Source organism: Pseudomonas sp. GL-RE-29 (assembly GCF_019947275.1).
GTDB lineage: Bacteria > Pseudomonadota > Gammaproteobacteria > Pseudomonadales > Pseudomonadaceae > Aquipseudomonas > Aquipseudomonas fluorescens_A.
Genome location: NZ_JAGYGD010000001.1, coordinates 341,464 through 364,456 on the forward strand (window position 1 = coordinate 341,464; position 22,993 = coordinate 364,456).

26 protein-coding genes and 1 pseudogene are annotated in these 22,993 nt (G+C 57.1%); 1 reads left to right on the forward strand and 26 read right to left on the reverse strand.

Annotated features, from left to right (window positions below):
* The first annotated feature begins 91 nt into the window (after window positions 1-91).
* On the forward strand, window positions 92-1,546 hold the full coding sequence (locus tag KGB21_RS01580) for a hypothetical protein (RefSeq protein WP_223503244.1): 1,455 nt from the start codon (window positions 92-94) through the stop codon (window positions 1,544-1,546).
* A 15-nt stretch (window positions 1,547-1,561) separates the two neighbouring features.
* On the opposite strand, the gene KGB21_RS01585 is transcribed toward KGB21_RS01580, so the two are convergent.
* The 26 genes and pseudogenes from KGB21_RS01585 to KGB21_RS01710 all read right to left on the reverse strand — a co-directional run bounded on the left by KGB21_RS01585 (window position 1,562) and on the right by KGB21_RS01710 (window position 22,993).
* Window positions 1,562-1,993, reverse strand: coding sequence for a hypothetical protein (locus KGB21_RS01585; protein ID WP_223503246.1), 432 nt, complete (start codon window positions 1,991-1,993; stop codon window positions 1,562-1,564).
* On the reverse strand, window positions 1,983-2,681 hold the full coding sequence (locus tag KGB21_RS01590; RefSeq protein WP_223503248.1) for an oxygen-regulated invasion protein OrgB: 699 nt from the start codon (window positions 2,679-2,681) through the stop codon (window positions 1,983-1,985). The genes KGB21_RS01585 and KGB21_RS01590 overlap by 11 nt, the downstream gene beginning before the upstream one ends.
* Window positions 2,653-3,219 (reverse strand): secretion system protein, encoded by a 567-nt coding sequence (locus KGB21_RS01595; RefSeq protein WP_223503249.1) that lies wholly within the window; start codon window positions 3,217-3,219, stop codon window positions 2,653-2,655. Before KGB21_RS01595 ends, KGB21_RS01590 begins: the two co-directional genes overlap by 29 nt.
* A complete protein-coding gene (locus KGB21_RS01600) occupies window positions 3,206-3,928 on the reverse strand; it encodes an EscJ/YscJ/HrcJ family type III secretion inner membrane ring protein (protein ID WP_034147958.1) in 723 nt (240 codons plus the stop codon). Before KGB21_RS01600 ends, KGB21_RS01595 begins: the two co-directional genes overlap by 14 nt.
* A complete protein-coding gene (gene sctI / locus KGB21_RS01605) occupies window positions 3,925-4,233 on the reverse strand; it encodes a type III secretion system inner rod subunit SctI (protein ID WP_034147959.1) in 309 nt (102 codons plus the stop codon). Before sctI ends, KGB21_RS01600 begins: the two co-directional genes overlap by 4 nt.
* A 56-nt stretch (window positions 4,234-4,289) precedes the next feature.
* On the reverse strand, window positions 4,290-4,550 hold the full coding sequence (gene sctF / locus KGB21_RS01610; RefSeq protein WP_034147960.1) for a type III secretion system needle filament subunit SctF: 261 nt from the start codon (window positions 4,548-4,550) through the stop codon (window positions 4,290-4,292).
* Window positions 4,551-4,560: 10 nt separating this feature from the next.
* Window positions 4,561-5,733 carry a PrgH/EprH family type III secretion apparatus protein gene (locus KGB21_RS01615; protein WP_223503251.1) on the reverse strand — a complete coding sequence of 391 codons (1,173 nt, stop codon included), beginning with the start codon at window positions 5,731-5,733 and terminating at the stop codon, window positions 4,561-4,563.
* Window positions 5,734-5,862: 129 nt separating this feature from the next.
* Window positions 5,863-6,315 carry a transglycosylase SLT domain-containing protein gene (locus tag KGB21_RS01620; RefSeq protein WP_223503253.1) on the reverse strand — a complete coding sequence of 151 codons (453 nt, stop codon included), beginning with the start codon at window positions 6,313-6,315 and terminating at the stop codon, window positions 5,863-5,865.
* Window positions 6,316-6,379: 64 nt separating this feature from the next.
* A complete protein-coding gene (locus KGB21_RS29490; RefSeq protein WP_223503288.1) occupies window positions 6,380-6,541 on the reverse strand; it encodes a PTPA-CTERM sorting domain-containing protein in 162 nt (53 codons plus the stop codon).
* Window positions 6,542-7,385: 844 nt separating this feature from the next.
* Window positions 7,386-7,631, reverse strand: a pseudogene (locus KGB21_RS29495) (winged helix-turn-helix domain-containing protein); the annotation flags it as partial.
* 289 nt (window positions 7,632-7,920) lie between these two features.
* Window positions 7,921-9,147, reverse strand: coding sequence for a methyltransferase domain-containing protein (locus tag KGB21_RS01635; RefSeq protein ID WP_223503255.1), 1,227 nt, complete (start codon window positions 9,145-9,147; stop codon window positions 7,921-7,923).
* A 76-nt stretch (window positions 9,148-9,223) separates the two neighbouring features.
* Window positions 9,224-9,466 (reverse strand): acyl carrier protein, encoded by a 243-nt coding sequence (locus KGB21_RS01640; RefSeq protein ID WP_317846698.1) that lies wholly within the window; start codon window positions 9,464-9,466, stop codon window positions 9,224-9,226.
* A gap of 104 nt (window positions 9,467-9,570) precedes the next feature.
* Window positions 9,571-10,656 (reverse strand): IpaD/SipD/SspD family type III secretion system needle tip protein, encoded by a 1,086-nt coding sequence (locus KGB21_RS01645; RefSeq protein WP_223503257.1) that lies wholly within the window; start codon window positions 10,654-10,656, stop codon window positions 9,571-9,573.
* 13 nt (window positions 10,657-10,669) lie between these two features.
* Complete coding sequence (locus KGB21_RS01650) at window positions 10,670-11,764, reverse strand: cell invasion protein (RefSeq protein WP_223503259.1); 1,095 nt, start codon at window positions 11,762-11,764, stop codon at window positions 10,670-10,672.
* A 26-nt stretch (window positions 11,765-11,790) separates the two neighbouring features.
* A complete protein-coding gene (gene sctE, locus KGB21_RS01655; RefSeq protein WP_223503260.1) occupies window positions 11,791-13,560 on the reverse strand; it encodes a type III secretion system translocon subunit SctE in 1,770 nt (589 codons plus the stop codon).
* Window positions 13,553-14,044, reverse strand: a complete 492-nt coding sequence (sicA, locus tag KGB21_RS01660; RefSeq protein ID WP_223503262.1) for a type III secretion system translocator chaperone SicA — start codon at window positions 14,042-14,044, stop codon at window positions 13,553-13,555. Before sicA ends, sctE begins: the two co-directional genes overlap by 8 nt.
* Window positions 14,045-14,164: 120 nt before the next feature.
* Complete coding sequence (locus KGB21_RS01665; protein ID WP_034147966.1) at window positions 14,165-15,199, reverse strand: EscU/YscU/HrcU family type III secretion system export apparatus switch protein; 1,035 nt, start codon at window positions 15,197-15,199, stop codon at window positions 14,165-14,167.
* On the reverse strand, window positions 15,174-15,980 hold the full coding sequence (sctT, locus tag KGB21_RS01670; RefSeq protein WP_223503292.1) for a type III secretion system export apparatus subunit SctT: 807 nt from the start codon (window positions 15,978-15,980) through the stop codon (window positions 15,174-15,176). The genes KGB21_RS01665 and sctT overlap by 26 nt, the downstream gene beginning before the upstream one ends.
* A 4-nt stretch (window positions 15,981-15,984) precedes the next feature.
* Window positions 15,985-16,239 (reverse strand): EscS/YscS/HrcS family type III secretion system export apparatus protein, encoded by a 255-nt coding sequence (locus KGB21_RS01675; RefSeq protein WP_020795892.1) that lies wholly within the window; start codon window positions 16,237-16,239, stop codon window positions 15,985-15,987.
* 9 nt (window positions 16,240-16,248) lie between these two features.
* Window positions 16,249-16,917, reverse strand: coding sequence for an EscR/YscR/HrcR family type III secretion system export apparatus protein (locus KGB21_RS01680; RefSeq protein WP_223503264.1), 669 nt, complete (start codon window positions 16,915-16,917; stop codon window positions 16,249-16,251).
* Window positions 16,914-17,846, reverse strand: coding sequence for a FliM/FliN family flagellar motor switch protein (locus KGB21_RS01685; protein WP_223503266.1), 933 nt, complete (start codon window positions 17,844-17,846; stop codon window positions 16,914-16,916). Before KGB21_RS01685 ends, KGB21_RS01680 begins: the two co-directional genes overlap by 4 nt.
* A complete protein-coding gene (locus KGB21_RS01690) occupies window positions 17,843-18,802 on the reverse strand; it encodes an invasion protein (protein ID WP_223503268.1) in 960 nt (319 codons plus the stop codon). Before KGB21_RS01690 ends, KGB21_RS01685 begins: the two co-directional genes overlap by 4 nt.
* Entirely contained in the window at window positions 18,799-19,254 is a 456-nt protein-coding gene (locus KGB21_RS01695; RefSeq protein ID WP_223503270.1) for a type III secretion protein, read from the reverse strand. The genes KGB21_RS01690 and KGB21_RS01695 overlap by 4 nt, the downstream gene beginning before the upstream one ends.
* Window positions 19,238-20,524 (reverse strand): type III secretion system ATPase SctN, encoded by a 1,287-nt coding sequence (sctN, locus tag KGB21_RS01700; RefSeq protein ID WP_223503294.1) that lies wholly within the window; start codon window positions 20,522-20,524, stop codon window positions 19,238-19,240. The genes KGB21_RS01695 and sctN overlap by 17 nt, the downstream gene beginning before the upstream one ends.
* On the reverse strand, window positions 20,521-20,928 hold the full coding sequence (locus tag KGB21_RS01705) for an invasion protein B family (RefSeq protein WP_034147973.1): 408 nt from the start codon (window positions 20,926-20,928) through the stop codon (window positions 20,521-20,523). Before KGB21_RS01705 ends, sctN begins: the two co-directional genes overlap by 4 nt.
* Before the next feature lie 13 nt (window positions 20,929-20,941).
* A complete protein-coding gene (locus KGB21_RS01710) occupies window positions 20,942-22,993 on the reverse strand; it encodes an EscV/YscV/HrcV family type III secretion system export apparatus protein (RefSeq protein WP_034147974.1) in 2,052 nt (683 codons plus the stop codon).

The following is a 22,993-nucleotide window of genomic DNA, read 5'->3' on the forward strand; positions in this document are numbered from 1 at the left end:
GCCTGCAGGTTTACCGGTATCAAGACTCCCGACTCAGCCCCACACACACCAATCGATCCGAACCACGAGCAAAGAACACACGACTATCGATATGGGCGACTACGCGTCGTCTGATCAGATTGGGACTGCCTTGATGATGCAGGCTCCATATCCGGACGGACCGGCCAATAGTTCTGTAGTGGTTGAAATAGAGCCTGTTCTAAAGAGCATTGAGCAGAACCTGATTGAGATCATCGCAACAGAGTCCACCGGTCACGCTGTTGATTCAGCCAACCTTGCGCAAACCATTGATCAGCTCCTCGCAGGTGAAGTAGAGGGAGCAAAGAGCAATGCTCTTGACGGCTCAATCGGCAGATACATTGCTCACAAGTTCGACGTCTTGGACTTTTTGGAACAAACAGATCAATCACCCGCAGCAACAATCCAACGCGCCCAAACCATCACCGACTCCCTCGGCGAACTGCTGGGCAAACTGGGCCGTAACGAATTCGAAGGCGCTCTCGGTCGCTTGGCCAGCAACCTGACAATTTCCGGTCTGCGTACAGGCCTGGTCGTGGGCACCCTGACAACGATTCGCCAGCTGGTCGGGTTCGCCCTGGAAAAAACCCTGCAATCCAGCGCCGCATCGCCGCTGACACGCAATGTGATCGGTGCGATCTCACTGATGATTGGTCCAGCGCTGAACATCATTGGCGCGGTCAGGGATGAATGCAACGGCACCGCAAATACACAAACGCGTCTGGCCCGACTCGCCACCCTCACGTTATCGATGGCCGCACTGGCAACGGCAGCGGCGGCGCCCCAAGCACTGCCGGCGCTGGCCTCATACGGTTCGCAAATGGCTTTTTACAGCTTCGCCTCCGACCTGGTGAACCTGTTCCTGCCGATCAGTGACAATTCGAAACCCAATCTGGCCGGAACGGCAGCCACTGGAGGTCTTAATGGCGCATTGCAGTTTCTGGCCTTTACGGCCATGAGCAATACGGCACCAAAATCCGGCCCCGGCTATGCGATGTCGGCGGGCAGTTCGCCTTCAACCGCCGATGAAGTGTTCGCAACCCAACTTTCGGATTGGCTTGCGCGCAACACCGAGACGGCGGTCAGTGCCAACCTGTCTGCGGAAAATCGGGCCACCGAGATTCTCGAATCCTTGAACTCGGTCATTGGGCATGATGTTTTACGCGGCACCTACAATGCTGGAGCCGACATCGCCAGCCAGGTCCTCGGTGGCGAAATCATGCATGCCCTTCAACCGGAGAAAAACCCTGAAGGCTTCCGGGTCAAGCTCATGCCGCCACGCATTCCCACCGCAGAACAAGTGGCCGATCAATTCCTGACCACCAATGCGATCCGTACCTCAATGAGCGAAACCATCACCACCGTCGTGGTTTCAGCCAGTCGCTACTTCTCCACACTGCCGATCTCCAAAGCTGAAGTCGATCACATCGTCAATGCATTGGTCGCCGCAGTGGTGTTCGCGAGTCGCCCGGGTTTCGTATACGCCAACCAGGGAACGAAGCCTGCCGCGAATATCAAACAGGTTTGAGCGCAGCGTATTGGCTCACCATTCACTCTTTTCCCACGACTCATCCCCCATAGGCTCAAACACCTCACGCATGAACCCCTTGACGAAGACATCCATGCTGAACGCCAGGCCGTTGGCTCCGCGCATTTCCTTGAAGAGCTGCGAGTCTTCGAGCTTCTCTTCTTTCAGTCGAACCAGTACCTGGAGGGTGACGGCCATCAGTTTTTGTGCCGTTGGATAGGCAGCAGATGTGCCGTCGGCGCTGCGCAACGAGCGGATAAAATCGTAGACGGCCTTTTCTCCCCGTCCCTCCATGGTTAACAGCGTTTGGTAGAGGTGCTCGAACTCCGGGTCCGGACGCCTGTTCTCAGGTAAGTCCTGCCCGGCAGCAAGAACACGTGATTCAAGCGTCTGAACCGCACTTTCCTGCTCGAGCGCGCCATGATTCATCAGGTTATCAATTTTCATGGCTAAACCCTTCGGCCGCGCGCACGCCGAATGTCGAACAAAGCGTGGTCAGCGCCTGCACTGCCTGCTGGTCCAAAGCCCGAACCGAATCCGGCAGATTCTCGACACACGCCAGCAACCTGGGCTCCAGCCGCTTGCGGGTCGTTTCCACATCGAATTCGAGTAGTTGGTCCGCGAGACGCACCACATAACGCTCTTGTGGGTGATAGTCGAGGATCAGCTCGCCGGACCACACTCTGCACAGTCGCGCGCGCAGTTCATCGCCCCGGGTGCGGCAATGCACCGGCAGCAGCACTTGCAGGACTGCACCGGAATCGTCCGTTTGCGTCGCCAGCCAGCGCTCAAGCATTTCGTCCAGCCATTCGGGGCGACTCAAGGCCTCTGCCAGCAATCCGCGAGCGGATTGGGTGAGGTCTTTGCGCAATGTTTGGCCCAGCGATTGCGACTCCAGTAGACCATCAGCCAGATGCTCGATCGCACGCAAAATACCCTCGGCGTAGCCTTCCCGAAAAGCCTCGGCATGAACCGCTTCGGCATCACGCCGAGCCTGGTCCACGCAATCACCGGCCCAACGCTGGGCCTGGCGCTGCAACGTGCTACGTCGACGCGCGGCGGCAATGTCCTCGCGAGGCAAATGTGCATCGCTCGACTCGGGGAGTTCAGTCAGGGTTCGGATAGCGTCGAGCATGTTGCACCGCCAAGAAGAAAAGAGCTGGATCGGGATCGGTGATCGGCCATTGCCTGTGCAAGTGAACAACCGGTTCGGAGAATTGCAGGATCAGGCGCTCGAGCAACATGGGCGGCACGTGCTCGCGCCAGCTCCACAACGCATTGAGGCCAACGGCTTCGACCTGCTCCATGGGAACGGCTGAAGACTTGATCGGCGAGACTTTGCGAATACCCAGGCTGTAACCGGCAAACCGGCGCAACGACAATGGCAGGCGCAGCAGCGCAGCGCCTTTCGCCAGACCCGGCATCAAGCGATTAGCGCCCATCAGCCTTGCGATGTAGGGCAGCTCCTGCCAATGGCGTATCCATAGACTCCCCACCGCTGTCAGCGATGTCGAAGGCCAGGGACCTTGCAACTCGAGTCCTTCGAGCAGCAACCGGTCGAGCGCGCTGATTGCCTGAGCCCCATCGAAACCCGCCGGTCGAGACAGGCGCTGCGGGTGCAGGTAACCCAGAGGTTCGGCGAGGATTCGCTGCAAACATTCAGCGTGCGACATCACGCTGCCCTGTGCTCAGCTGGCGATAGGCCCAGCCTGCACCAATGGCCAACAGCAATCCGCTTGCCACGGCCAACCACCACACCCACTGCGAATTTCCCTGCGTCGCAATCACGGACGGCGGGACGTGCTGTGTCGGCGAACGCTTCGACAGCACCACCGAGATATTCTCGTATTCGACCGCCGCAAAACTGTTCTTGAGAAAACGCTTGATGTCGGTGATCAGTAACTGCGGCTCGACATCTCGCTCATGGATGGCCACCGCCGAGAGGTGAATGGGCGGTGACTTGCGTCCGCCTTCACCGGCATCCAGGTCGTAACTGACATGCACCCGCGCTGAAACCACACCTTCGAGCACACCCAGCGACTGTTCTATCCGCTGCTCCAGCGCCGAATACAGTCGGGCTTTTTCAGCGCGGGGGGAAGCTACCAGCGAATCGGCAGGAAACATCTCTGCCACTTGCAAGCGCGGCCGGGAAGGTAACGAATAGAGGTTGAGCAAATCGACGGCCGCGGAAAAATCGACCTGATCGATTTTCACCGCATAACCGGTTTTGCCGGCGTCGACTTTCACCGCCGCGATGTTGTTGCGTTGCAGGACCGAAAGCACTTCATTGGCCTGTTGCTGGTCCAGCCCTTCGAGCAGACTCGGTTGACGGCACCCCAGCAACGCCACACAGATGAATACCAGTAAAGCTCCCGCCTTCATGACGCACGCAACAGGGTTTCGGCCGTACCTACCGCTTTGCGAACCAGCACGTTAAGCAAGTTGATATCGACGTTGTACTGCCCGACCTGCTCCTGCAGCTGAGTCAGTAATTCAGGGCTGGTGATATCCGGGCGCTGCATCAGTTGATTGATCGCCGAAACATCCTGCTCGCTGTTGACGGCAGAACCGGCAAACGCTTCGATCAATCGGGACTCGAGGGAGACGATCGGACCTTCCTGCGGCCCCCGCAACTCAACAAACGATGTGCGCTCAATAAAAGACTGCGATATGTTCTGAATGGACATGGGTTGCACTCAAAATGGCCATCGACACACACCGATGGCCGACCGAAAAGAAGGAATCAGCGCGCCGCCTGGATGATCGCCATGTCGATATCCTTGAAGCCCTTGATCGTGTTGGTCTGGGCGTTACGGAAAACGGTGTAGGACGAAAAGGCTGCCTGGTAGGCGGCCAGCTTCGCGGGGTCGGAAGCGTCGCCCTTGAGATCCTCCAGGGCTTTATCCATCGCTATCTTGAGATTTGCTGCACCGAGTTCGAAATCTGCGGCCTGACGCCCGAGAAAGTCGTCGGAAAAGTCGATCGGAATACCAATACCAGACATGAATCACCTTTTAGTGTTGTGTTGGAAAATGCCAGGATGACGACGTCATCTTGATATAGCCCTGCGGGCCGGTTTGAAACGACTTGTCTTTGAGCGAATCGTCCTTGAGCTCGACCGTGAAGCTCACGTAGCGATCACCCCACTGGCGGTAAAAACTGTCGATGTAACGGCGAGTGGCGGCGAGTTCGGAATCCTGCAGGTTGCCGGTCACGGCAAACGTGACACTGTCTGCATGCTCCGAGCGGTTGAATCCCAGTGAAAGACGTTGCAGCCCCTCCTGCGCGAGATCGGCCAGCAGGTTGTCATCCTGCATCTGCACCGTTATGTCCCGGGCATAGGGCGCGGCCGCCAGCAGCGCATCAAGCAGCTTCGCTTGCTTCTGGGGCGTCAGTAGATTTCGCTGGGCGCTGAGCAGCAGTCGCGGTACCGAGGGCTCCTTGAGGTCAAGGGTGTGCCAGGCCAGTTGCGGATCGAAGTCGACCAGCAACTGCTCCAGTCGACGGCGCTCCTGGTCCGTCACCAGCACTTTGCCGCTCCGTGCGTTGTGGCGCATCAGCACCTGCCGACTCCAGCCAGCATCACGCTCGGAATCAACGAACACATAGATTGCATGGTCACGGCCGCTCAACACCTGGGCCTCGGCACTGGCTCCGGCAATCAGCACACGGACATCGGTTTCAGGCACCGGCACCGGCATCGACCAGAGACTGACTGCGGCGACCAGCACTGCCATGGCCGTGCCACCAGCGATCCATCCAGTCAAAGGGCTACGCCACCACTGAACTCTGTTTGCATCTGATGGAGCGCAAGGTGGTTGGCCGAGCACCTCAGGTGTCCAGTATTGGTCTTCATGGCGCAAAGCGATTTGCAGGCCGCCGATCTGCACCCTGGCCTGGAAGGGGCAGTGGCGTGTTTCTAATGACTCGTCGAGGAGACGTAACGGCAAGCCATCGGGCGTCATTTCAGCAGCCAGCACTTCGAAATTGCAACCACCTTCCTCCAGGGGCACGAAGATGGCATCGGCGGGAACACTGGCGGTCAGCGTCCCCTGTCCTAACAGATCCAGCGGCCCTACCACGAACAAGGTTGTGGTTTCGCCTAAGGGAAACTCACATCCTTGCAGCGGACCATTGAGTATCCGCAAAACGCAGGGCTGTTGGGCGGGGGCCGTCAGGACTGTCACCGTTCAAGCTCCAAAGCAGTGAAATTGAGCGGTCATGTTAAAAAGGCTGACCGCTGGATTCCTGATCGAATTCTGCCGATTGCGCCCGGCAGAGGATCAGAATCCGCTGCCTGACTTCACTTCGTCCCGTCACTGTCGAGCCTGGGTAAACACTTCATAGCGTTGCCAGACCTTGCGCGCATAGCGCAGACGCGCGGCTTGTCGGTGGGGAGAATTGCCGGCGTTGTAGGCCCCCACCGCCGTCCAGTTGTAGCCGTAACGGGCGATAAAATCGGCCAGTACCGATGCACCGACTTCGACCGACAGGCAGGGCTCATCCAGCAAGCGCTGCTCGGTAATGCCCTGAGCGCTCAAACGAGGAAGATGATGGCTGTTGATTTGCATCAAGCCGATGTCATGACTCCCGTCCTTGTTGTAATTCATCGCTTGCGCCGACTGTCCCGACTCCACATCGGCGATCGCCTGGAGCAGTTCCGGCTCAATGGCATGTTTCTCGCCTGCCGAATCCCAGCAAAAGGCGTTCGCGGTTCCAGAGCCAAGACACATCAGCATAAGAATCGGTTTGAATGCGCACCGACTCATGTCAGGCATCGCCAGCGATCAAGCACAGGCGACTTCGCCGCGCCGCACAAGGATTGTCGGCCGATCAGCACGATATCCCCGCCTTTGCCTTCCAGTGCAATACGGTCCTTGAATATCTTCGCCCGCACACAATCGGGGTCATGCCGTAAACACTTTTCGAGACTTTGCGCCGCCTGCTCGCTGCGCCGCCAAAACCAGTGATGCCAGGCGTGGAAGAAATGACCATCGGCCTGTTCGGCGTCCAGGAGACAACGCCGAAAAAGCACGTTTGCAGCGTCCTCGCATCCACGAAGGCTGGTCAGCAAGGCAAGCCGCACAAGCGCTTGCGGGCTGGCCGGGTCAACCGATAACGCTCTGGAAATCGCCGAATGCGCCTCATCAACAGCGCGCTCCTGCACACACAGGCCGAGCATGGCTTTACCCAGCCAGGCATCCGCCAAACCGCACCAGGCCGCTGCGTAATTTGCTGCCAACTGCAAACAGTGTCGAAACTGCACAAGGGCATCACGCAGACTTTGCGGGGTGTGCTGCTGCACGCGGCACAAACCACGCAGATAGGCCACGGCGGCCGGGTAGGAAGCGCAGGATTCACTGACAGGACGCAAACCGGGAATGCGCTGCGCAACCAGACACGTCAACGCACCAAGCGCCTCTGCCAGATCACCGGCGTCCAGTGTCTGTCCGTACAGCAATGCATGATCGCGGCCACGGATCAGTTCGACCGACCATTGTTGTCTCTCACTCGAGCCGGTAAACCGCCCGCTCAAGCAGTAGTCAGCAGACAATTGCCCAACCAGCGCCCGCACATCGACCGGCTGCCCGTAAGTGGCCATCAACCCCGAGGGTATGACATGCAACCCCTCGCCGAACGCCGTGGACAGCTGACGAATCATCGCATCCTGCAAATCCAGTGCAGTGTCTTCGCCGAGATTGCGAAAAGGCAAAACAGCCAGCGTTGTTGCCTCCATCCTCGAGGGACCCGGCGTATCGATTTCGACCACCGCACAGGTGAATCGATAACCCTGCCCGTACACCGTCGCAATGAAATTCTTGTTCTCTCTGAGCAGCTTGCGCAGCGCGTATATACAGCGGGTCAACGACTCTTCAGCTGCATCGATTTCGGGCCAGACACTATCCAGCAAGTGGTCCTTGCTGATCACCGTGCCCGCCGAACCAAGCAGCAGACGTAAAACACTCAACTCTTTCGGGGGGACGTGAACTCCTTGTCCATCTCGCATCAGCGTTCCGTCGCTTTGCAGTTGCCAGTGGTCAAAAACGTATGACGGGACCGGCGATTGATCAGTGGCACTGTCCATACTTTGAGACTTCTCTATAGAAAGGTACTGAAACGCAATCGAGCCTGAGACGGGGGTCAGGCTCGAGATGACAAGCTGCGTGACTATAGGAAGTTGTGTGGGGGGTTTCCGTAGGACTAATGATTCTTTAGGTGTAGGAATTTACGACCATAAATGTAAGGCCTCGGGAGTCAACATTAAGAGATTAAACTAAAACAACTCCGCCCGGACAAAAAACCTGCAAGACCTTAGCCTTGCAAGGTAAACAACAAATATCAAATCATAAATAAATGACGCAGAAAAATTTAGATCAGAAGACGCCGTCCAGTGACCGCACCCCTGCGTAGATGGATTTTGTCTCAAATTTAGTAACATCAGCTTTTAATGCATCCGAATCTAACAAAGCATTAAGATCCCGATGCCGCTCCAGAATAGATTCTGCATTCTTTACAAAAGTCATTGAATAAGTCCTTTCCGTCCTCTCACTAATGCCAGTGACACTGACCGGAGTAAAACCCGCTTTCCGAGCCATGTCGCGCAGGCTTTCTTGGGAAAAGTAGTTTGCTGGCGTCTCTCTTTCAACATAAGCGTTATACCTTTCCTCCAACTCGTTGACGGACATCTGAGGATCCCTGTGCAAATCAGAGTAGACCTCAGTCATCATATGCATTAAATCCAACTCTGAGCTCCCTAGCGCACTGCCATGCTCTGAAATAGTTAATACACCGCCATCATTCAACAATCCAAATATTTGCTTAAGGCTCTCCTGCTGTATTTCTGGACTTGGAAAGTGATGCAAAGAGTGTTGATACATTGCACAATCAAATCCTCGACCATCTGCCAGCGGGTTATTATCCTCAGGCCCAAACACCCTACCGGAAGACATATCCCGCCCATCATAATATATCGTCTTAACAGGCTCATTTTTATTATTATCCGCCGCAGACACTGTATTGCTATTGTGGTCCCAGCTTACACCAGTCTCGATCTCCAACACATACGGCTGCACGGGCACATTCAAGCTTTGACCGAGATGATATGCCACATTCGAAGTTAGTATTCCGTCATTCCCACCCACATCCAACACACGAACAGAACTTCCTCCCAGATCATAGTTCGCTTCCAATATCATTCTTGCAATATTATGACCTTTACGATCCAAGTGGTCCTTTGCCGCCACCGCATTGTCAATTTTACTTCCACTGTCCAATCCACAGTACCAGTCGCGAACCGCTTCAAGAAAAACTCGATTATGAATTTTCGCACCTTCAGCAGGCAAAAGACCCAACAAAGAAGTAATCAGTGCATCCTTGCTCTCAGACGTTATAGACCAGTCATTATTATCAGAGTGATAAGTCATAATTTGTTTAACATCATCCCGCCTGCCGATCTTAGCGCCATGCAAGCTTAAAAAATCCCCTATAAAATATTCACTTTGAACATTTAGCTCCCCCTTAATTGATGAAACGTCGCCTACCGGGTCTTTTGCGCCCGAGCAGACCCCACTCATAGAAGAAACAGACAAAGCACCAATCATAGAAACCCTCAAATAATAAGCAACACAATTAAAAAATCCGAACAACCCTTAAAAACTTAACACTAACTAAAACCCATTAAGACATTACAGCCGTTTTCAGCCAAGAGCAAATATCCTCTACCGTCCTCCACTCTGCCACTACTTTCGCCGGCACATCCATCTCAAACTCCTCATTTAACACCATTACAAATTCAACAACCGCAATGGAATCCATGTACAAGTCCTCAACCAACCTTGATCCAACTTCTATACCGTGGCGAGCATTTGGCAAGCACTCAGACAACAATCTCATCATTCGACCATCGATCGCCCCCGACATAACGTTCCTTAATAAATCGAAAAAACATATCGTTAAATCCACAAACCAACTAAAGCACCTCACATCACTCAGAATGAAGAACTCTAATAAATCTTGTTACATCATCAAAAATTCAACATCGCCTTCAACATGTCTGAAAACTGGCTCAAATGTGAAGACAGCGTTTTATTAAAGTTGTCGTGGTAAGAGTTGGCGTTCGAATACTTCTGCGTGAACGACTGCAAGGTGTTCTTCATGCGTTCTTCCTGGGCGTTGAAGCCGGTTTGCCAGGCCTGGAACCTTGCAGTGTCCCATTCGGCCGTTTCGCCGGTTGCCACGCTGTGTCTCATGGTATGCAACGGCCCCAAGTCCATGACAACGCAATACGTGCCGTCTGCATTTTGCTTGAGGCAATCGGCAGGCAACCCCAGCGCTTTTCGCCAATTCTCCGCTTCTTCCCTTGTCGCGCCGCCCTTGCCGGGCTCAGGAAACAGCACGGATGCAGGATTGGGGTGGGAGTATTTGGCAATCAAGCTGTCGAGTGCCCTTCTCAACTCGCCCAGATTGATCCTGACTTTTTTGCCATCGTCGACGCCCACGATCCAGTCTTTCAACCTCGCCGTTATTTCCGTATTGAAGTCGGAAAAGAAGCTCGAATAGGCCGAAATAATGTGTTCATAACCGGCCAGATAGCCGTTCTTGATCAGGTCGATGAGTTCGAGCAGCTTGTCGAAAAACTCGCTCGATGAATTGACTGCTGCATCGAAGGAGTTCGCGATTTCCGGCGGAACCGGCATTTGTTCGAACTCACCGATAATACGATTCTGCTCATCGTAGAGTCGTTGGCGCTGTTCCATCGGCAGTGTTTCACAGCAATGGGTAAACACCTGCCCATACTGTCGCAGCTGTTGTGACCACATTTGCCATCGAATGCGTTTAGTCTCGACCTGCTCAACGAACTCGGCTGAAGTGAAGTATTGCGCCAGGCTTTCGGCTGACCCGCCCTCAAGCCCTTTGGCAATTCCCGAAGGGCATTTGAGCAAATTTTCATGACTGCGATTCAGTGCTTTTATCGAGCGTTCGAGTATCTGCGTCAGGGAAAACGCCGCGTGGAACTCGATAAGCGTCTCGGGCGATTGCGGTGTTTCAGCAACAAGGTTGTAGTCTGCTGACAGGCTACGCCCTGAAGGTGTGAAATCTGGAATTCTCATAGTGTTTCCTCACTCAAGGCAATGGTTGATGACGCGACTGGAATAACTGCAGCACCATGTCCATGAGTTTTTGCAACAATGCCCCGTCGGCCGAGTCTTTCTGACCGATCTCATCACTCAAGCTTTTCGAAGTATTCTGATCACTTTGCTTCAGGACTTCTTTCTCCCGCGCAACATGCTCGCTCGTGCGAACCATGCTCGCCATGACCTGACTCAGGCTCATCGACATGGCACTGAGCGTACGGCCGATTTCGAGCTTTTTCTCAATGCCCTTGGCGCCCATTTGGCTCAGCCAGTCGGAGGTTTGCCCGACCTTTTGCGCCTTGAGGATCTCTCCGTCGAACCACGCCTGCTCCTGAGGTGTCAGCGTGGAACCCTTGGGTTTGAAATCGACTGAGGTCGAGCGGCCAAAGTCATCGAAGGTCTTTATTTTGTAGGTGGTTTGCGGATCCCAGTCATCGCGGGAGCGATGTTGCTTCAGGTCGCGTTCGATGTTACCGGCATCCAGAGCGTTGCGTTTATGCAGACTGATATCGGCATGCTTTAGCCCCAGGCCTTCCAACGCCTTGAACATGGCAAAACCGGCGATTGCACCGGACACCACCGCTGCAGTGACGGCGCTGTTAAAGGCGGCCTTACCTGATTCAATGATGGCAGAGCCCTGAGCCTTGGCTGCTTCCGCCGCCATGACACCGAAATGCCCGCGCAACTGCGCGTTGACGACCCGTGCAACGTTCAACGCGATGATCGCCGCGATCAATACGTTTGCGTGTTTTTCCCAGGCACCCGGATCAAACGCCAGCTCATTACGTTCTTCTTCGCTGAGTTTCGTCAATGCAACAGTAAAGTCTTGCCAGTCCGACTCAGTGGGTTGGTAGGCGTTGATTGCATCATTGAGATCCGCAGCCGTAGGCGCAATGAAGCTCTCTTTCTGAAGCACTTGCTTTGCCGTGACCTGGTTGAGAAACGACGTATCCGAGAGACCCGTGCGTTTGCGATCCTTTGAGAATTGCTCTTGGGCAATCGACTTGCTCAACCCTGCGTCGTTCACCGGATCGTGAGTCAATATCGCCGGAGCTGGCCTGATCGTGGTCTGAATGGTAGCCATGAAAAATCACCTTATTATTCGTGAGTTCAAACGTGCCGCGCCATTTGCAGGCTTACGGAATGACTGCGTTGCATGTCGGCAAAGACTTGATCGATCTGTCGGGTGCGGACCTGCATCGCCTGGCCGTAGTCCTCGACCAATCGAGAGAGGTAGGAAGTGATCTCTTCACTGATTGCCATGCGCACGCGCACGTCTGCCAGGTGCTCGGCTGCCCGGGCCTGGTGTGCGCCGCTCTGGATCTGCAAACCACCCTGCACTGCCACACTGCCAAACTCGGTGACCGCCTGAGCCATCTGCAAATTGGCGGCATAGCGAGCCAGGGAGACAGCATCGGCGCCGTTGGTGATGAAGCCGCGCAATTGGGTCAGCATCTGCGTCAACGTGTTACTGACCGATGTACCCAGTTGCTTGAATGCCTGCATGGCGGCAGGCGCAGCGTTGGCGACCATCGAGGACAGTTTCGAGGCGATGGCGCCGACCATTGGCCCGATCACCTGCGCACCGACTACCGCCACCAATGCCACGGCCGCCAGCGTTGCGGCGATGCCCTGGATCATGCCGGCAATTTGCGCGATGTCTTTCGCGGTCTCCGGGTCGACACCGAACGCCACCAGCAATTTTGTATAGAGTTCGGTGAACAGCTTGATGGCTTCCTGCATCACGGTTGTCAGCGGCTTCATGGCTTCGGCCATGAACGACACGCCGGTCGCCTGCTGGATGGCTGCGTCGGAAATCATCACCGCCGCGCCAATTACACCTACCGCAATCAACACCGGGTTGGCGGTCAACACGCCGGCGGCAATGGTCGCAACGGTCAATATCGCACCGACGATTTTGCCAATGCAGCCCATGGTCTTCTGCAACGCCTCGGCCTTGCGCACTTCTTCCAGGTACTTCTCCGACTCGAGCTTCATGTGTTCCTGAAGCCTGGCTTGCAGCTCCTGGAACAACTCCTGATTGAGCTCCTCCTTGGTCTGCGCCGACTCGCCGAGCAACTCGATAATCTTTAAGCGGTTCAGGAGCGCCAGAGCGGCGCTGCTAAGCGCTTTCTCGTTGGACTCCTTCACCGAAGGTCCCGTAAGTCCGGCCTCTTGCACCTTTACAGTCACCGCAGCCAGCGTTTTGGCGCAGGCATTGGCGATCTCGATCAGTTTCAAGTGAGCATCGGTTGCTTTTTGCAGCGTTTGGGTATGGCCTGCCAGTTCACCTTTTAGCTTGTCGCGCAGTGCCAGTTCGCGAGCGTATTCCGGTGACTCAGGATCCAGATCCGCCAACCGTGCCTCACTCTCATCCAGCAGGCCCTGGACCTGGCGAACCCGCTCCTGCAACTGTTCGAGATGTTCCTGGCTGCTGCCGATTTCGCCCTCGGCCGCCTCCAGCGCCTCGACGGCGGCGGCGTATTCAGCCGCCAGTTTTTCATGCCCCTGCTGCCTGGCACCGGCCATGCTTTGCAACATCGCCAGACGATTTTTCAGTTTGTTGACGTCAACTTCGCCAAGCAGCTCACTGATCATCGCCATCAACAGCGTGAACAGATCACCGTTGGTTTCCTGTTTGTTGCCGTCGGCGCGCGGTGATGGCGCATGCAGCAAGGGTCTGCCGGCACTGGCCGCCGATGGACCGGGTTGGCCTTCGTAGCTCACCGACATCAGCCGAGCTAACGCCTCCTGCCCGGCCTTCTGATAATCGGCGGTCCTGGCGGCTTGGCTGGCAGCCTTGCCATATTTTTCAAAGGCCTCGCTTCGACCTGTGGAGCCCGAAAATGCCGGGCTCAAGGTGCTTCTGATTTCACTCATGTTCAGTCTCCGAACAATCCTTTTCAATGTGACTCAAGGTGTCGAGATACACCTGAGCCTGTTCGTGCAAATCGTTTTCCGTGGCTTGTTCAAGCACATACTCGAAACACAACCGGGCCTTGCCGATCTTGCCCAGCGCCAACTGACACTGGCCGGTGTACAGCATCGGTCGGTAGTCGTTCTTGCCCTGGGCGAAGGCGATCGCATACAGATCGATGGCTTTCTGGTGGTCCTGCTTGAGTTGGTGCACAGCGGCCAACCCCATCCAGTAATGGCTGTTGTTCAAGTCGTAGATGCACAGGAAGTGGAAGAACTTTTGCGCATCGTCCAGCCGCCCCTGTTCGTAGAACTGGAACGCGAAGGCATAGAGACTGTTCATGTGCTCATCACTGATGCCTTGCACGTCTTTCAATGCCGCGCCGCCGAGCACTGCTTCCACGACTTCGAGGGCCACTTGTTCATCTTGTTGTTTGTCGCGACTCATCAGCCACACTCCTGAAAAACGTCAGCGTTGCTGACGACTGCATTGAGCCAAAGCGCCGGTGAGCACGCTGCCAAATTGCGCTCATGCCGACGTTCGGAAGAAAAAGGGAAAGGTGAGAAATCAGGCGTTCTCGACTTGCTCGAGCCAGATCAACAGACGCAGGACTTCTTCGACTTCCTGCACCTGGAGAAAGCTGTAGCGCTGGTGGGTCTTGAAGATCCGGCGGGCCAGGGCGATGTCGTTGATCACCGGCACACCGACCTCCTTGGCATAGGCTCGAACGGCCAGGGCGCGCTGGTTGGTTTCCATCAGTGAGATGAACGGCAGCACGGTGATTTCCGGACGGAAGTACACCCCGATGGCGATGTGGGTCGGGTTGGCGATGATCATCCGCGAGCTGCGCACATCGGATTTGATCTGCTCCGACAGCAGCTCCCGGTGCAGATCACGACGGCGCCCCTTGATTTCCGGGTTGCCGTCCTGCTCCTTGTGTTCACGCTTGACCGCATCCTTGTCCATCATCTGATCTTTCATGAACAGCCAGTATTCGCTCAGCGCATCCAGCACGACGATCAGCAGCACGCATCCGAGGAACGCCAGCACCAGCACCAGCAGCAAGTGACCCCAGATGGCGAACAGGTCCGGCGCCTGGGCAAACAACTGGGCAAACACCAATTGACGCTGGGTGATCCAGACAATCCACAGCGCCAGGGCAAAACTGCCCAGGTACAACAGCGCTTTCACTGTGTCCTTGACGGTGCGCATGCTGAACAGCTTTTTGAAACCATTGATCGGGTTCAACGCGCCCAGGTTGAGCTTCAAGGCTTCGCTGGCCAAGGCGAAACCGCTTTGCAACAGCGCAGGCAGTGCGCTGGTCAACACGCACACCAGCAGCAACGGCAACAACGCCTTGAGCCCGACCAGCACCAGCATCGCCGAGTACGCTTGCAGGTCCATCTCAAAGTCACTGGCGATGATCCGCCGATAGACTTCCATGACCTCGAACAGTGAGCTGTTGAACACCATGTAGGTGATGCCGCAGAGGGTCAGGCAGGTGACCACCAGATCCTTGGCCTTGAACGTTTGCCCTTTGCGCGAAGCATCGCGCAGACGCTTGGCGGTAGGTTTCTCAGTCTTCGAGGCGCTGGATGACATTGGCAGCCTCCCCTTCGCGGCCCAGATAATGTTCGAGCCCCTGGGATTTCATGCCCATGCGCAAGACTTCGTCGGGCAGATGCACGCCGAAATACAGCATCAACACCACCAGTGCCACCAGGCTCTTGACCGTCAGCGACACCGAGAACGCGTTCATTTGCGGTGCATACCGCGACAACAAACCCAACAGCGCTTCGCTGACCAATAGCGTGGCCACCACTGGCGCGCTGATCACCAGCGTCTTGCTGACCAGTGCATCCAACAGGCTCAAAATGGCTGACAGGTGTATCTCGCAACCGTTGGCCGGCGCGCAAATACGGTAGCTGTGACCAACGGTTTCAAGCATCAGCAACATGCCGCCACCTTCGAGATAAACCACCGCGGCGAACAACTGGAGAAAATTTGCCAGCTCCGACGTGTCGACCCCGTTGGCCGGGTCCACGGTGCTGCTGAGCATGGCCCCGCGCTGGTTGTCGATCAGGTTGCCCATGGCGTGCAACACCCAGAACGGCCAGCACAACAGACATCCGAGCAGCACGCCGATGCCGGCCTCACGCAACACCAGACCAAAGAATGCCAAGGCGTCGAGCGCCGGCAAAGGCACGCCCACATAAGCCCAGAACCCCGTCGCCACCAGCACGATGACCGCCTGGCGTGGCGCCCCCGTGAGCACGCCGCTGTTGAGAAACGGCAACATGAAAAAAATCGGCGCCAGCCGCGCCACCCCCAGAATGGCGGCGGCGAACCAGGCGTACAGGTCGAAAAACAACGTGACCGACATCGCGCTAACCCAGCGCCAGGCGGATGACTTCACGGCTGAAATCGAGCAGGGTTTCGCCGTACCAGCCCGACAGCAGGAACAGGCACGCGGCGACGGCCAACAGCTTGAAACCGAACGGCAGGGTCTGTTCCTGCAACTGGGTCACGGTCTGGATCAAGCCGACCACCAGGCCGACCACCGTGGCGACGATGATCGGCCAGGCCACCATCAACAGAATCAGGTACAGGGTTTTGTTGCCGGCATAGACCAGATCGTTCATGGAATGCTCCTACGCCAGCAAGGTCAGGTATTGCTTGACCAGCCCGGTGGACAGCAACGCCCAGCCATCCAGCGCCACAAACAGCACCAGTTTGATCGGCACCGAAATGATCACCGGGCTCATCATCATCATCATCATCATGCCCAGCGCCAGCAGAATGCTGGAGATCACCAGATCCACGATGACGAACGGCAGGTACAGATAGAAGCCGATCTTGAAGGCGCTTTTGATTTCACTCAGCGCGTAGGCCGGCAACAGGGAAAACAGCGACGGCGTGAGTTCTTCATCGGCGGGCAGCCCGGCATCGGTTTCACTCTGAACCGCCTGAGCACGCTCGAAGAACAGCGCCAGTTCCGGGTCGGTGTACTTGCGCAGGTATTCCTTGTAACCGCCCAGCCCGTTCTCGGCGAAATACACCACCGACTCGATATCGGTAAAGGCCACCTGTTCTTCCTTGTAATAGCCATAGCCTTGTTTCATCACCGGCGTCATCACGAAAATCGCCAGCATCAGGGCAATTGCGTTGAGGGCCATGTTCGAGGGCACCTGCTGCAGGCCCAAGGCGTTACGCACGATGACAAACACAATGGAAAACTTGATGTAGCAGGTGCCGGCCGCCACCAGGAATGGCAATAACGAAGCAAACGCCAACAGAGCGATCAGCGAAACGTCATTCATCGCGGCGGTTCCGATGAAGTGCCGCGATAGACCTCGATCAACTCGACCCCCAACTGCTCGTCCAACTGCACCAGCTCCCCGCGAGCCACGCGCTTGCCATTGGCGCGAACTTCGATGTGTCGCGCGGCATCGTCGGCCAGTGGAATCAGTTGCCCATCGACAATCTGCGAGAGCGTGGCGAGGTCGATGTCATGGGTCGCGAGAATGAACTCCAGACGCACCGATAAAGCGCCGAGCCCGGCATCCGCACCGGGTTCTATCGCGGTCGGTGGATGGGCATCGGTATCAGTCGATTGCATGAGTAATCCTTCTTCAGTAAACGTGAAAACGCCGATGCAGCGCTGCGCCACAAAGCCGTGTTGAGCGCGCTGAGTGATGCGCAGGACATCGCCTTCGCTCAGTCGAATCCGGCTCGCAGGGTCGAGGTGACTGGCACCCAGCGTCAGCGTCAGGCGCAGCGGCATATCGCTCAGCCAGGCGCCGGGATTCAAGGGTTCAATGGCGGCGCGAGCCAATGGCAACTGCGTCACCCACACGCGCCCCCGAGGCGTTTCCAGCCATGGCAAACTGTGGGTCGGCAATATCTGTGGATCGACCAGCGCTACCTCGGTCAGCGTCTGGTAAAGCAACTCGTCAAGCTCCAGCAGTAACGGTTGTGGCACTGCCCGGAATAGGTCGGCGATGCTCGTCAACGGGGGCTCGATCGCGAGCAACGCCTGCAACTGTGGAAGCGAGTGATGCAGCCAGTCGCGGGCCATGATCAGACCGTGCCACCTCCCTCCTTCGCTGCCCGCGCAAAATCGTAAGTAGCCGGGCACCCGTTGCAGACAATCGAAACCGGCGCCATGGCCGGCACTGCGCCAACGCTCGACCGACCGCCAACGGGCATGAGTCGCTGGATCGATACGGCGCAACTTCAGGGTGCTCATGCGGGAAGCTCGGATTGCTCGGGTTGCTCGTCTTCCGGCGATTGCTGTGAGCCCTGCCGCTGTTGCTCGCCGCCACTGTCAGTCAGTCGCCAGACCGGTTCACGAATCTGCTCGAAAGGCACCTTGAGCTGATCAAAGACCAGGGCATTGCTTGGGCTCAGTTGCAGGCTACGGGTTGGTTCGTCCGGTACTCGACTGATCGTTACTTGTCCGTTGGCCGCGCCTTTGTTGAACGGCACCTGCAGCAGGCCACGGTCCGTGCCCGGCAAGGTTTCGAGCATCACAGCGGGAGGCGGAATGGCTCGCAGTGTAGGGGCGGCCGGGGCCGTTGGCGGTGGAACCGATACTGCGTGACGGGTGGTGGCGGGCGGCGGTTGCAGTGCTTGCGGCAAATGCGGTTCGGTGGCAACCGGATTGGTGACCCGATCGGTTGCCGGCGATTCCTTGGTACTCGACGTATGTTCGAACAACGGCAGTACCGCCGCGCTCGATACGCGTTCGAACGCTGGCAGTCCTGCCTCAATCGACACGCGTTCGATTGATGGACGTGGTGGCTGAGTCGATAGGCGCGGGGTCACATCCGATTCCCCGATAGTCCCTTGAACAGGGATTTCCAGTATCTCGACGGAAGCAGCCATAAGGTGCGCTAGCGAATGCTGGATCAGTCGGTTGGTTTGCGGATAGCTCATCACCAGCGGCACCGACGACAGTGCCTTATCGTGCCCAACATCCGCCGCCATCGGGGCGGTAGTCATCGGCTGCAATACCGCTGCGCGGACCGTTGGCATTGTCGATCGATGACGCTGAATCAGCGCCGCCAGAAGATCCAGCACACCTTGTGGCAGGTCCTCCTCCTGCACCGGTACAAGCGTGTCCCGCAGTTCATCCATCGAGCCGTCGGTGACGGGATCCAGGACCTGAACCGGCCGAGGTGAAATTACTGTTACATCGCTCATCGCCGCACTCCGCTCATCTCTTCTATCTCCCTTTCTTCTCTGCGCACCTGTTCCAGACGTTGCACGCGCAACAGTTGCTGGACAGACCGTTGGTACTTGTCGTGTTTGCCCTGCAACGAACGCAATTGCTCGCGTTGCTCCTGCAACAGTTGCTCTACCTGCTGGCACTGCTGATCCACGCGATCACGCTCGACCCGCAACAGATCGATCTGTCGGCGGATCACGGCTTGCCTGCGCAACAGCGCCAACAGTTGCCCGTGATCCAGCACGCAGTCGTTCGCCCGATGGCTGGCCAACAGACTTTGCAACGAAGTCTCCTGCCCCTCGAAACCGGCCCGTTCCTGCAGCAGTGGTTGCAATTGCTGCTGAGTGCGCAGCACCGCTTGTTCGCCCCGTTGCCGACGGTACTGACTGAACGCCAACAGGCGCCGTCGATCAGCCAATGAGTTCATGCAAACTCCGCAGGGTTTCATCGGGCTCGCAACATTCGCCCGTCGGCTGACGCAACCATTGAGTGAGGGCTTCACGGTGCTGCATCGCGTGGTCGTTGGCGGCGTCTGCGCCGTGGGTGTACTCGCCCATGTCGATGAAAATCTGCAACTGCTCAAGACGCGCCAGTGTTTCGCGAGTCTTCGCCGCCAGTTGCTGTAACTCTGGCGTGGTGACTTGGGTTGCCACGCGACTGACGCTGTTCAGGACATCGATTGCCGGGTAGTGCCCTTTCGCCGCCAGGGCACGGCTGAGGTAAATATGGCCATCAAGAATGGAGCGGATCTCTTCGGCAATCGGGTCCGGCTCATCATCGCTTTCCAGCAAAACCGTGTACCAGGCAGTGATGCTGCCGGAGGCGGTCACACCCGGGCGCTCCAGCAAGCGCGGCAAGGCATCGAACACCGAGGCCGGATAGCCGCGCCGCGCCGGTGCTTCACCGGCCGCCAGCGCCAGGTCGCGACGAGCCCGGGCATAACGCGTCAACGAGTCCAGCAACAACACCACGCGCTGGCCCTGGTCGCGGAAATACTCGGCAATGGCCGTGGCCTGGAGGGCCGAGTTGCAGCGATCGACCGAGGAAAAATCCGATGTGGCATACACCACCACACAACGGGAGCGCTTTTCAGATTGGCGCAGATGTTCGATGAACTCGGTGACCTCGCGCCCACGTTCGCCGATCAGGCCGATGACAAAAACATCGGCATCGGTGTGGTTGATCAGCATGTTGATCAAGGTGGTTTTGCCGGAGCCGGCAGCGGCAAAAATGCCGATGCGCTGGCCGACACCGCAGGTCAGCAAACCGTCGATGACGCGAATACCTGTGCGCAACGGTTGCGCCACCGGGCGCCGCTGCTGGTAGGACGGCGGGTCGGCATCCACCGGATAGTCTTGCTGCGCAACCGCTGTCGACGGCGCCAGGCGCTCGACGATGTTGCCCTGGGGATCGACCACGCTACCGAGCAAGGCGTCACTGCAGGTCAGTCGCAATGTCGCGCCCGTGGGCACGATCATCGACTCCCTGGACAAGCCTTTCGCGTCACCGAGCAAACTGAGCAGCACCGAGCCAGGTTTGAAGCCGATGACCTGCGCTCTCGCCGCGATGTCGGGCAAGCGCCAATGACGGCGAACTTCGCATACTTCGCCAATCACAACGTCGCCCAGCGCCGATTCGATCAAGGGACCATTCAACCGCAGGGGATGGGCCGCATGCCTTTCCAGGCGGATGATCATCGACGCAAGAGTTCGCACAGGGTTTCAGTGGCCTGCACAAAACCATCAAGGGCTTGCGCGAAGTGTTCAGCGTCACCGGTGGCGTGAGCGTTGGCCATCAAACGCAGTTCGAGCCGCTCCTGGACCACGCAAAGATGCAATTGCCCGGTGCGGGAATAAGCATTGCCTTCGAGCAGGAACTGCATCAACTCGAAGGCGCAATGGTTCATGACATTCGGGCTCGCCTCTGCAACCGCCGCCCAGACCCACACATCGCCTTCGACCATCGCCACGCTGATATCGGGCAGGTTTTTCATCTGCATTTCAATGGTGCTGTGACTGTCGAAGTGCCCTATCTGACTGTCTACGCAGCCACTGTGACGCAGCGCTTCGCGCAAGAGATCAGCGATATCCATCGGAATCATTTACAGGTTTTCCTTACAGCGTTTTGATGACATTGACGGAAACGGTCTCGGAGACTTCGCCGAACGACATCACGTCCAGCTCCCGAAACCGCCCCTCGATCAGTTTCTTGATGTAGCGCCGCACATCGATCGAACACAGCAGCACCATGTCTTTTTGCGCGATGTGCAGGGTGTCCAGGCCGACACTCAGCCGGTCCATCAGCTCTTCCGATTCGGCGGGCTCCAGGTTGATAAAGCTGCCGCCCGAGGTTTGCCGAATCCCGCGCCGCACCACCTCTTCGAACTCCGGTGAGAGCAGCAGCACACGCAAGTCATTGCCCTGGGCAAACTTGTTGCTGATGTAGCGGGCCATCGTGCCGCGAACGTGCTCGACCAGCGCCAGCACATCCTTTTCCCGCGATGCCCAATGGGCCAGCGATTCGAGAATGAGCTTCATGTTGCGCACGGAAATGCGCTCGGCGATCAGACGCTGCAGCACTTCGGCGATCTTCTGCACGGTGACGTGGCGATAGACTTCCTTGAGCAGGTCGGGGTAGCGCGCTTCCATTTCGTCGAGCAGTTGTTTGGTTTCCTGCACGCCGAAGAACTCTTGAATGTTGCGCGCCAGCAGCGTGACCAGGCAGCGATAGCATTCTTCGTCAGCCGGGCGCAGGTGATAGCCCAACTGCTGCACCCGCTCGCGGTCGGTGGCGTTGACCCAGACACCGCCCAGGCGATTGCTGTCGCTGCCGCGCACCAAGGCAAACCCCAAGGGTTCGAGCTCCGGCGAATAGTCGAGCAGTCGCCAGTGATCGAAATGGATATCGAACTGCTCGGCGCGTACTTCGTTGATCAGCACTGCGACTTGATGCGCCGGCAATGCCTCACTGGCACGAAGCTGCGGTTCGGGAATGCGCAAGCCGTAGTCGACGAAAAACTGGCTGCGAAAGCGCGCCGCCCAACGGGCCTTATTCAATTCTTCCAGGCGCGTCGTCGGCACCAGCAGCATCAGGGCAACGGTTTCGGTGGCGATGTTGTCGACGTCATCGAGCAATCCCGACTCGGGTTGCAGCGCATCCTGGCTGGCAGGCGCCGCATGACCTTCGCCCTTGCCTGATTGTCGGGAAGACTTTCGATGGCGCATGAACACCACCAGGCCCAGCACGCTGGCGATCGACAAAAACGTCAGCAGCGGAAAACCGGGCAGCAGGCCGACGCCCACCGCGAGCAAGGCGGTCACGCCCAGAACGAATGGATTACCCAGCATTTGCGCAAGCATGTTGCGCCCCAGATTGCTGTCATCGCCGTTGACACGGGTGACGATGAAACCGGCACCGATGGCAATCAGCAACGCTGGAATCTGCGCCACCAGGCCGTCGCCGATGGTCAGCAAGGTGTAGGTCGACAGCGCGGTGGACATGTCCATGCCCATTTGCCCGACACCAATGGCCATGCCTGCGATGAAGTTGACGAAAATAATGATGATGCCAGCGATCGCGTCACCCTTGATGAACTTCATCGCCCCGTCGAAGGAGCCGTACAACTGGCTTTCGCGCTCCAGCACACTGCGCTTTTCCTTGGCTTCTTCGGCCGTGATGGCGCCCGCCTTCAGGTCACCGTCGATGCTCATCTGTTTGCCCGGCATACCGTCCAGCGAGAAGCGCGCCGCCACTTCGGCAACCCGCTCCGAACCTTTGGTGATCACGATGAACTGGACAATGGTGACGATGGAGAAGATCACGAAACCCACCACCAGACTTTCGCCGATCACAAACTCGCCGAACGACTCGATGATCTCGCCCGCATCGGCCTGACTGAGGATCAAGCGGCTGGTACTGATCGACAGCGCCAGGCGAAACAACGTGGTCAACAGCAGCAAGGCCGGGAACGTCGAGTAATTGAGGATGCGCTCGATGTAGAAAGAACCCATGAACACCAGCAGCGAAATGATGATGTTCAAGCCGATCAGAAAATCCACCAGCACCGTCGGCAAGGGAATGATCAGCATGGCGATGATCATCACCATCAACGACAGAATCAGCAGCTCCGGGCGAGCGCTGACATTGCGTAAAAACACATTGAGCAT

Coding starts and splice junctions, on each gene's coding strand:
- KGB21_RS01595 (WP_223503249.1), bottom strand. CDS start 3,219: ATGTCGCACGCTGAATGTTTGCAGCGAATCCTCGCCGAACCTCTGGGT.
- KGB21_RS01650 (WP_223503259.1), bottom strand. CDS start 11,764: ATGGCTACCATTCAGACCACGATCAGGCCAGCTCCGGCGATATTGACT.
- KGB21_RS01705 (WP_034147973.1), bottom strand. CDS start 20,928: ATGATTCCGATGGATATCGCTGATCTCTTGCGCGAAGCGCTGCGTCAC.
- KGB21_RS01580 (WP_223503244.1), top strand. CDS start 92: ATGGGCGACTACGCGTCGTCTGATCAGATTGGGACTGCCTTGATGATG.
- KGB21_RS01680 (WP_223503264.1), bottom strand. CDS start 16,917: ATGAATGACGTTTCGCTGATCGCTCTGTTGGCGTTTGCTTCGTTATTG.
- KGB21_RS01620 (WP_223503253.1), bottom strand. CDS start 6,315: ATGAGTCGGTGCGCATTCAAACCGATTCTTATGCTGATGTGTCTTGGC.
- KGB21_RS01645 (WP_223503257.1), bottom strand. CDS start 10,656: ATGAGAATTCCAGATTTCACACCTTCAGGGCGTAGCCTGTCAGCAGAC.
- sctN (WP_223503294.1), bottom strand. CDS start 20,524: ATGATCATCCGCCTGGAAAGGCATGCGGCCCATCCCCTGCGGTTGAAT.
- sctE (WP_223503260.1), bottom strand. CDS start 13,560: ATGAGTGAAATCAGAAGCACCTTGAGCCCGGCATTTTCGGGCTCCACA.
- KGB21_RS01675 (WP_020795892.1), bottom strand. CDS start 16,239: ATGAACGATCTGGTCTATGCCGGCAACAAAACCCTGTACCTGATTCTG.
- sctI (WP_034147959.1), bottom strand. CDS start 4,233: ATGTCCATTCAGAACATATCGCAGTCTTTTATTGAGCGCACATCGTTT.
- KGB21_RS01665 (WP_034147966.1), bottom strand. CDS start 15,199: ATGTCATCCAGCGCCTCGAAGACTGAGAAACCTACCGCCAAGCGTCTG.
- KGB21_RS01690 (WP_223503268.1), bottom strand. CDS start 18,802: ATGAGCGATGTAACAGTAATTTCACCTCGGCCGGTTCAGGTCCTGGAT.
- KGB21_RS01590 (WP_223503248.1), bottom strand. CDS start 2,681: ATGCTCGACGCTATCCGAACCCTGACTGAACTCCCCGAGTCGAGCGAT.
- KGB21_RS01695 (WP_223503270.1), bottom strand. CDS start 19,254: ATGAACTCATTGGCTGATCGACGGCGCCTGTTGGCGTTCAGTCAGTAC.
- KGB21_RS01585 (WP_223503246.1), bottom strand. CDS start 1,993: ATGAAAATTGATAACCTGATGAATCATGGCGCGCTCGAGCAGGAAAGT.
- KGB21_RS01635 (WP_223503255.1), bottom strand. CDS start 9,147: ATGATTGGTGCTTTGTCTGTTTCTTCTATGAGTGGGGTCTGCTCGGGC.
- KGB21_RS01685 (WP_223503266.1), bottom strand. CDS start 17,846: ATGAGCACCCTGAAGTTGCGCCGTATCGATCCAGCGACTCATGCCCGT.
- sicA (WP_223503262.1), bottom strand. CDS start 14,044: ATGAGTCGCGACAAACAACAAGATGAACAAGTGGCCCTCGAAGTCGTG.
- KGB21_RS29490 (WP_223503288.1), bottom strand. CDS start 6,541: ATGGTCATTTCTTCCACGCCTGGCATCACTGGTTTTGGCGGCGCAGCG.
- KGB21_RS01600 (WP_034147958.1), bottom strand. CDS start 3,928: ATGAAGGCGGGAGCTTTACTGGTATTCATCTGTGTGGCGTTGCTGGGG.
- sctT (WP_223503292.1), bottom strand. CDS start 15,980: ATGTCGGTCACGTTGTTTTTCGACCTGTACGCCTGGTTCGCCGCCGCC.
- sctF (WP_034147960.1), bottom strand. CDS start 4,550: ATGTCTGGTATTGGTATTCCGATCGACTTTTCCGACGACTTTCTCGGG.
- KGB21_RS01640 (WP_317846698.1), bottom strand. CDS start 9,466: ATGTCGGGGGCGATCGATGGTCGAATGATGAGATTGTTGTCTGAGTGC.
- KGB21_RS01710 (WP_034147974.1), bottom strand. CDS start 22,993: ATGCTCAATGTGTTTTTACGCAATGTCAGCGCTCGCCCGGAGCTGCTG.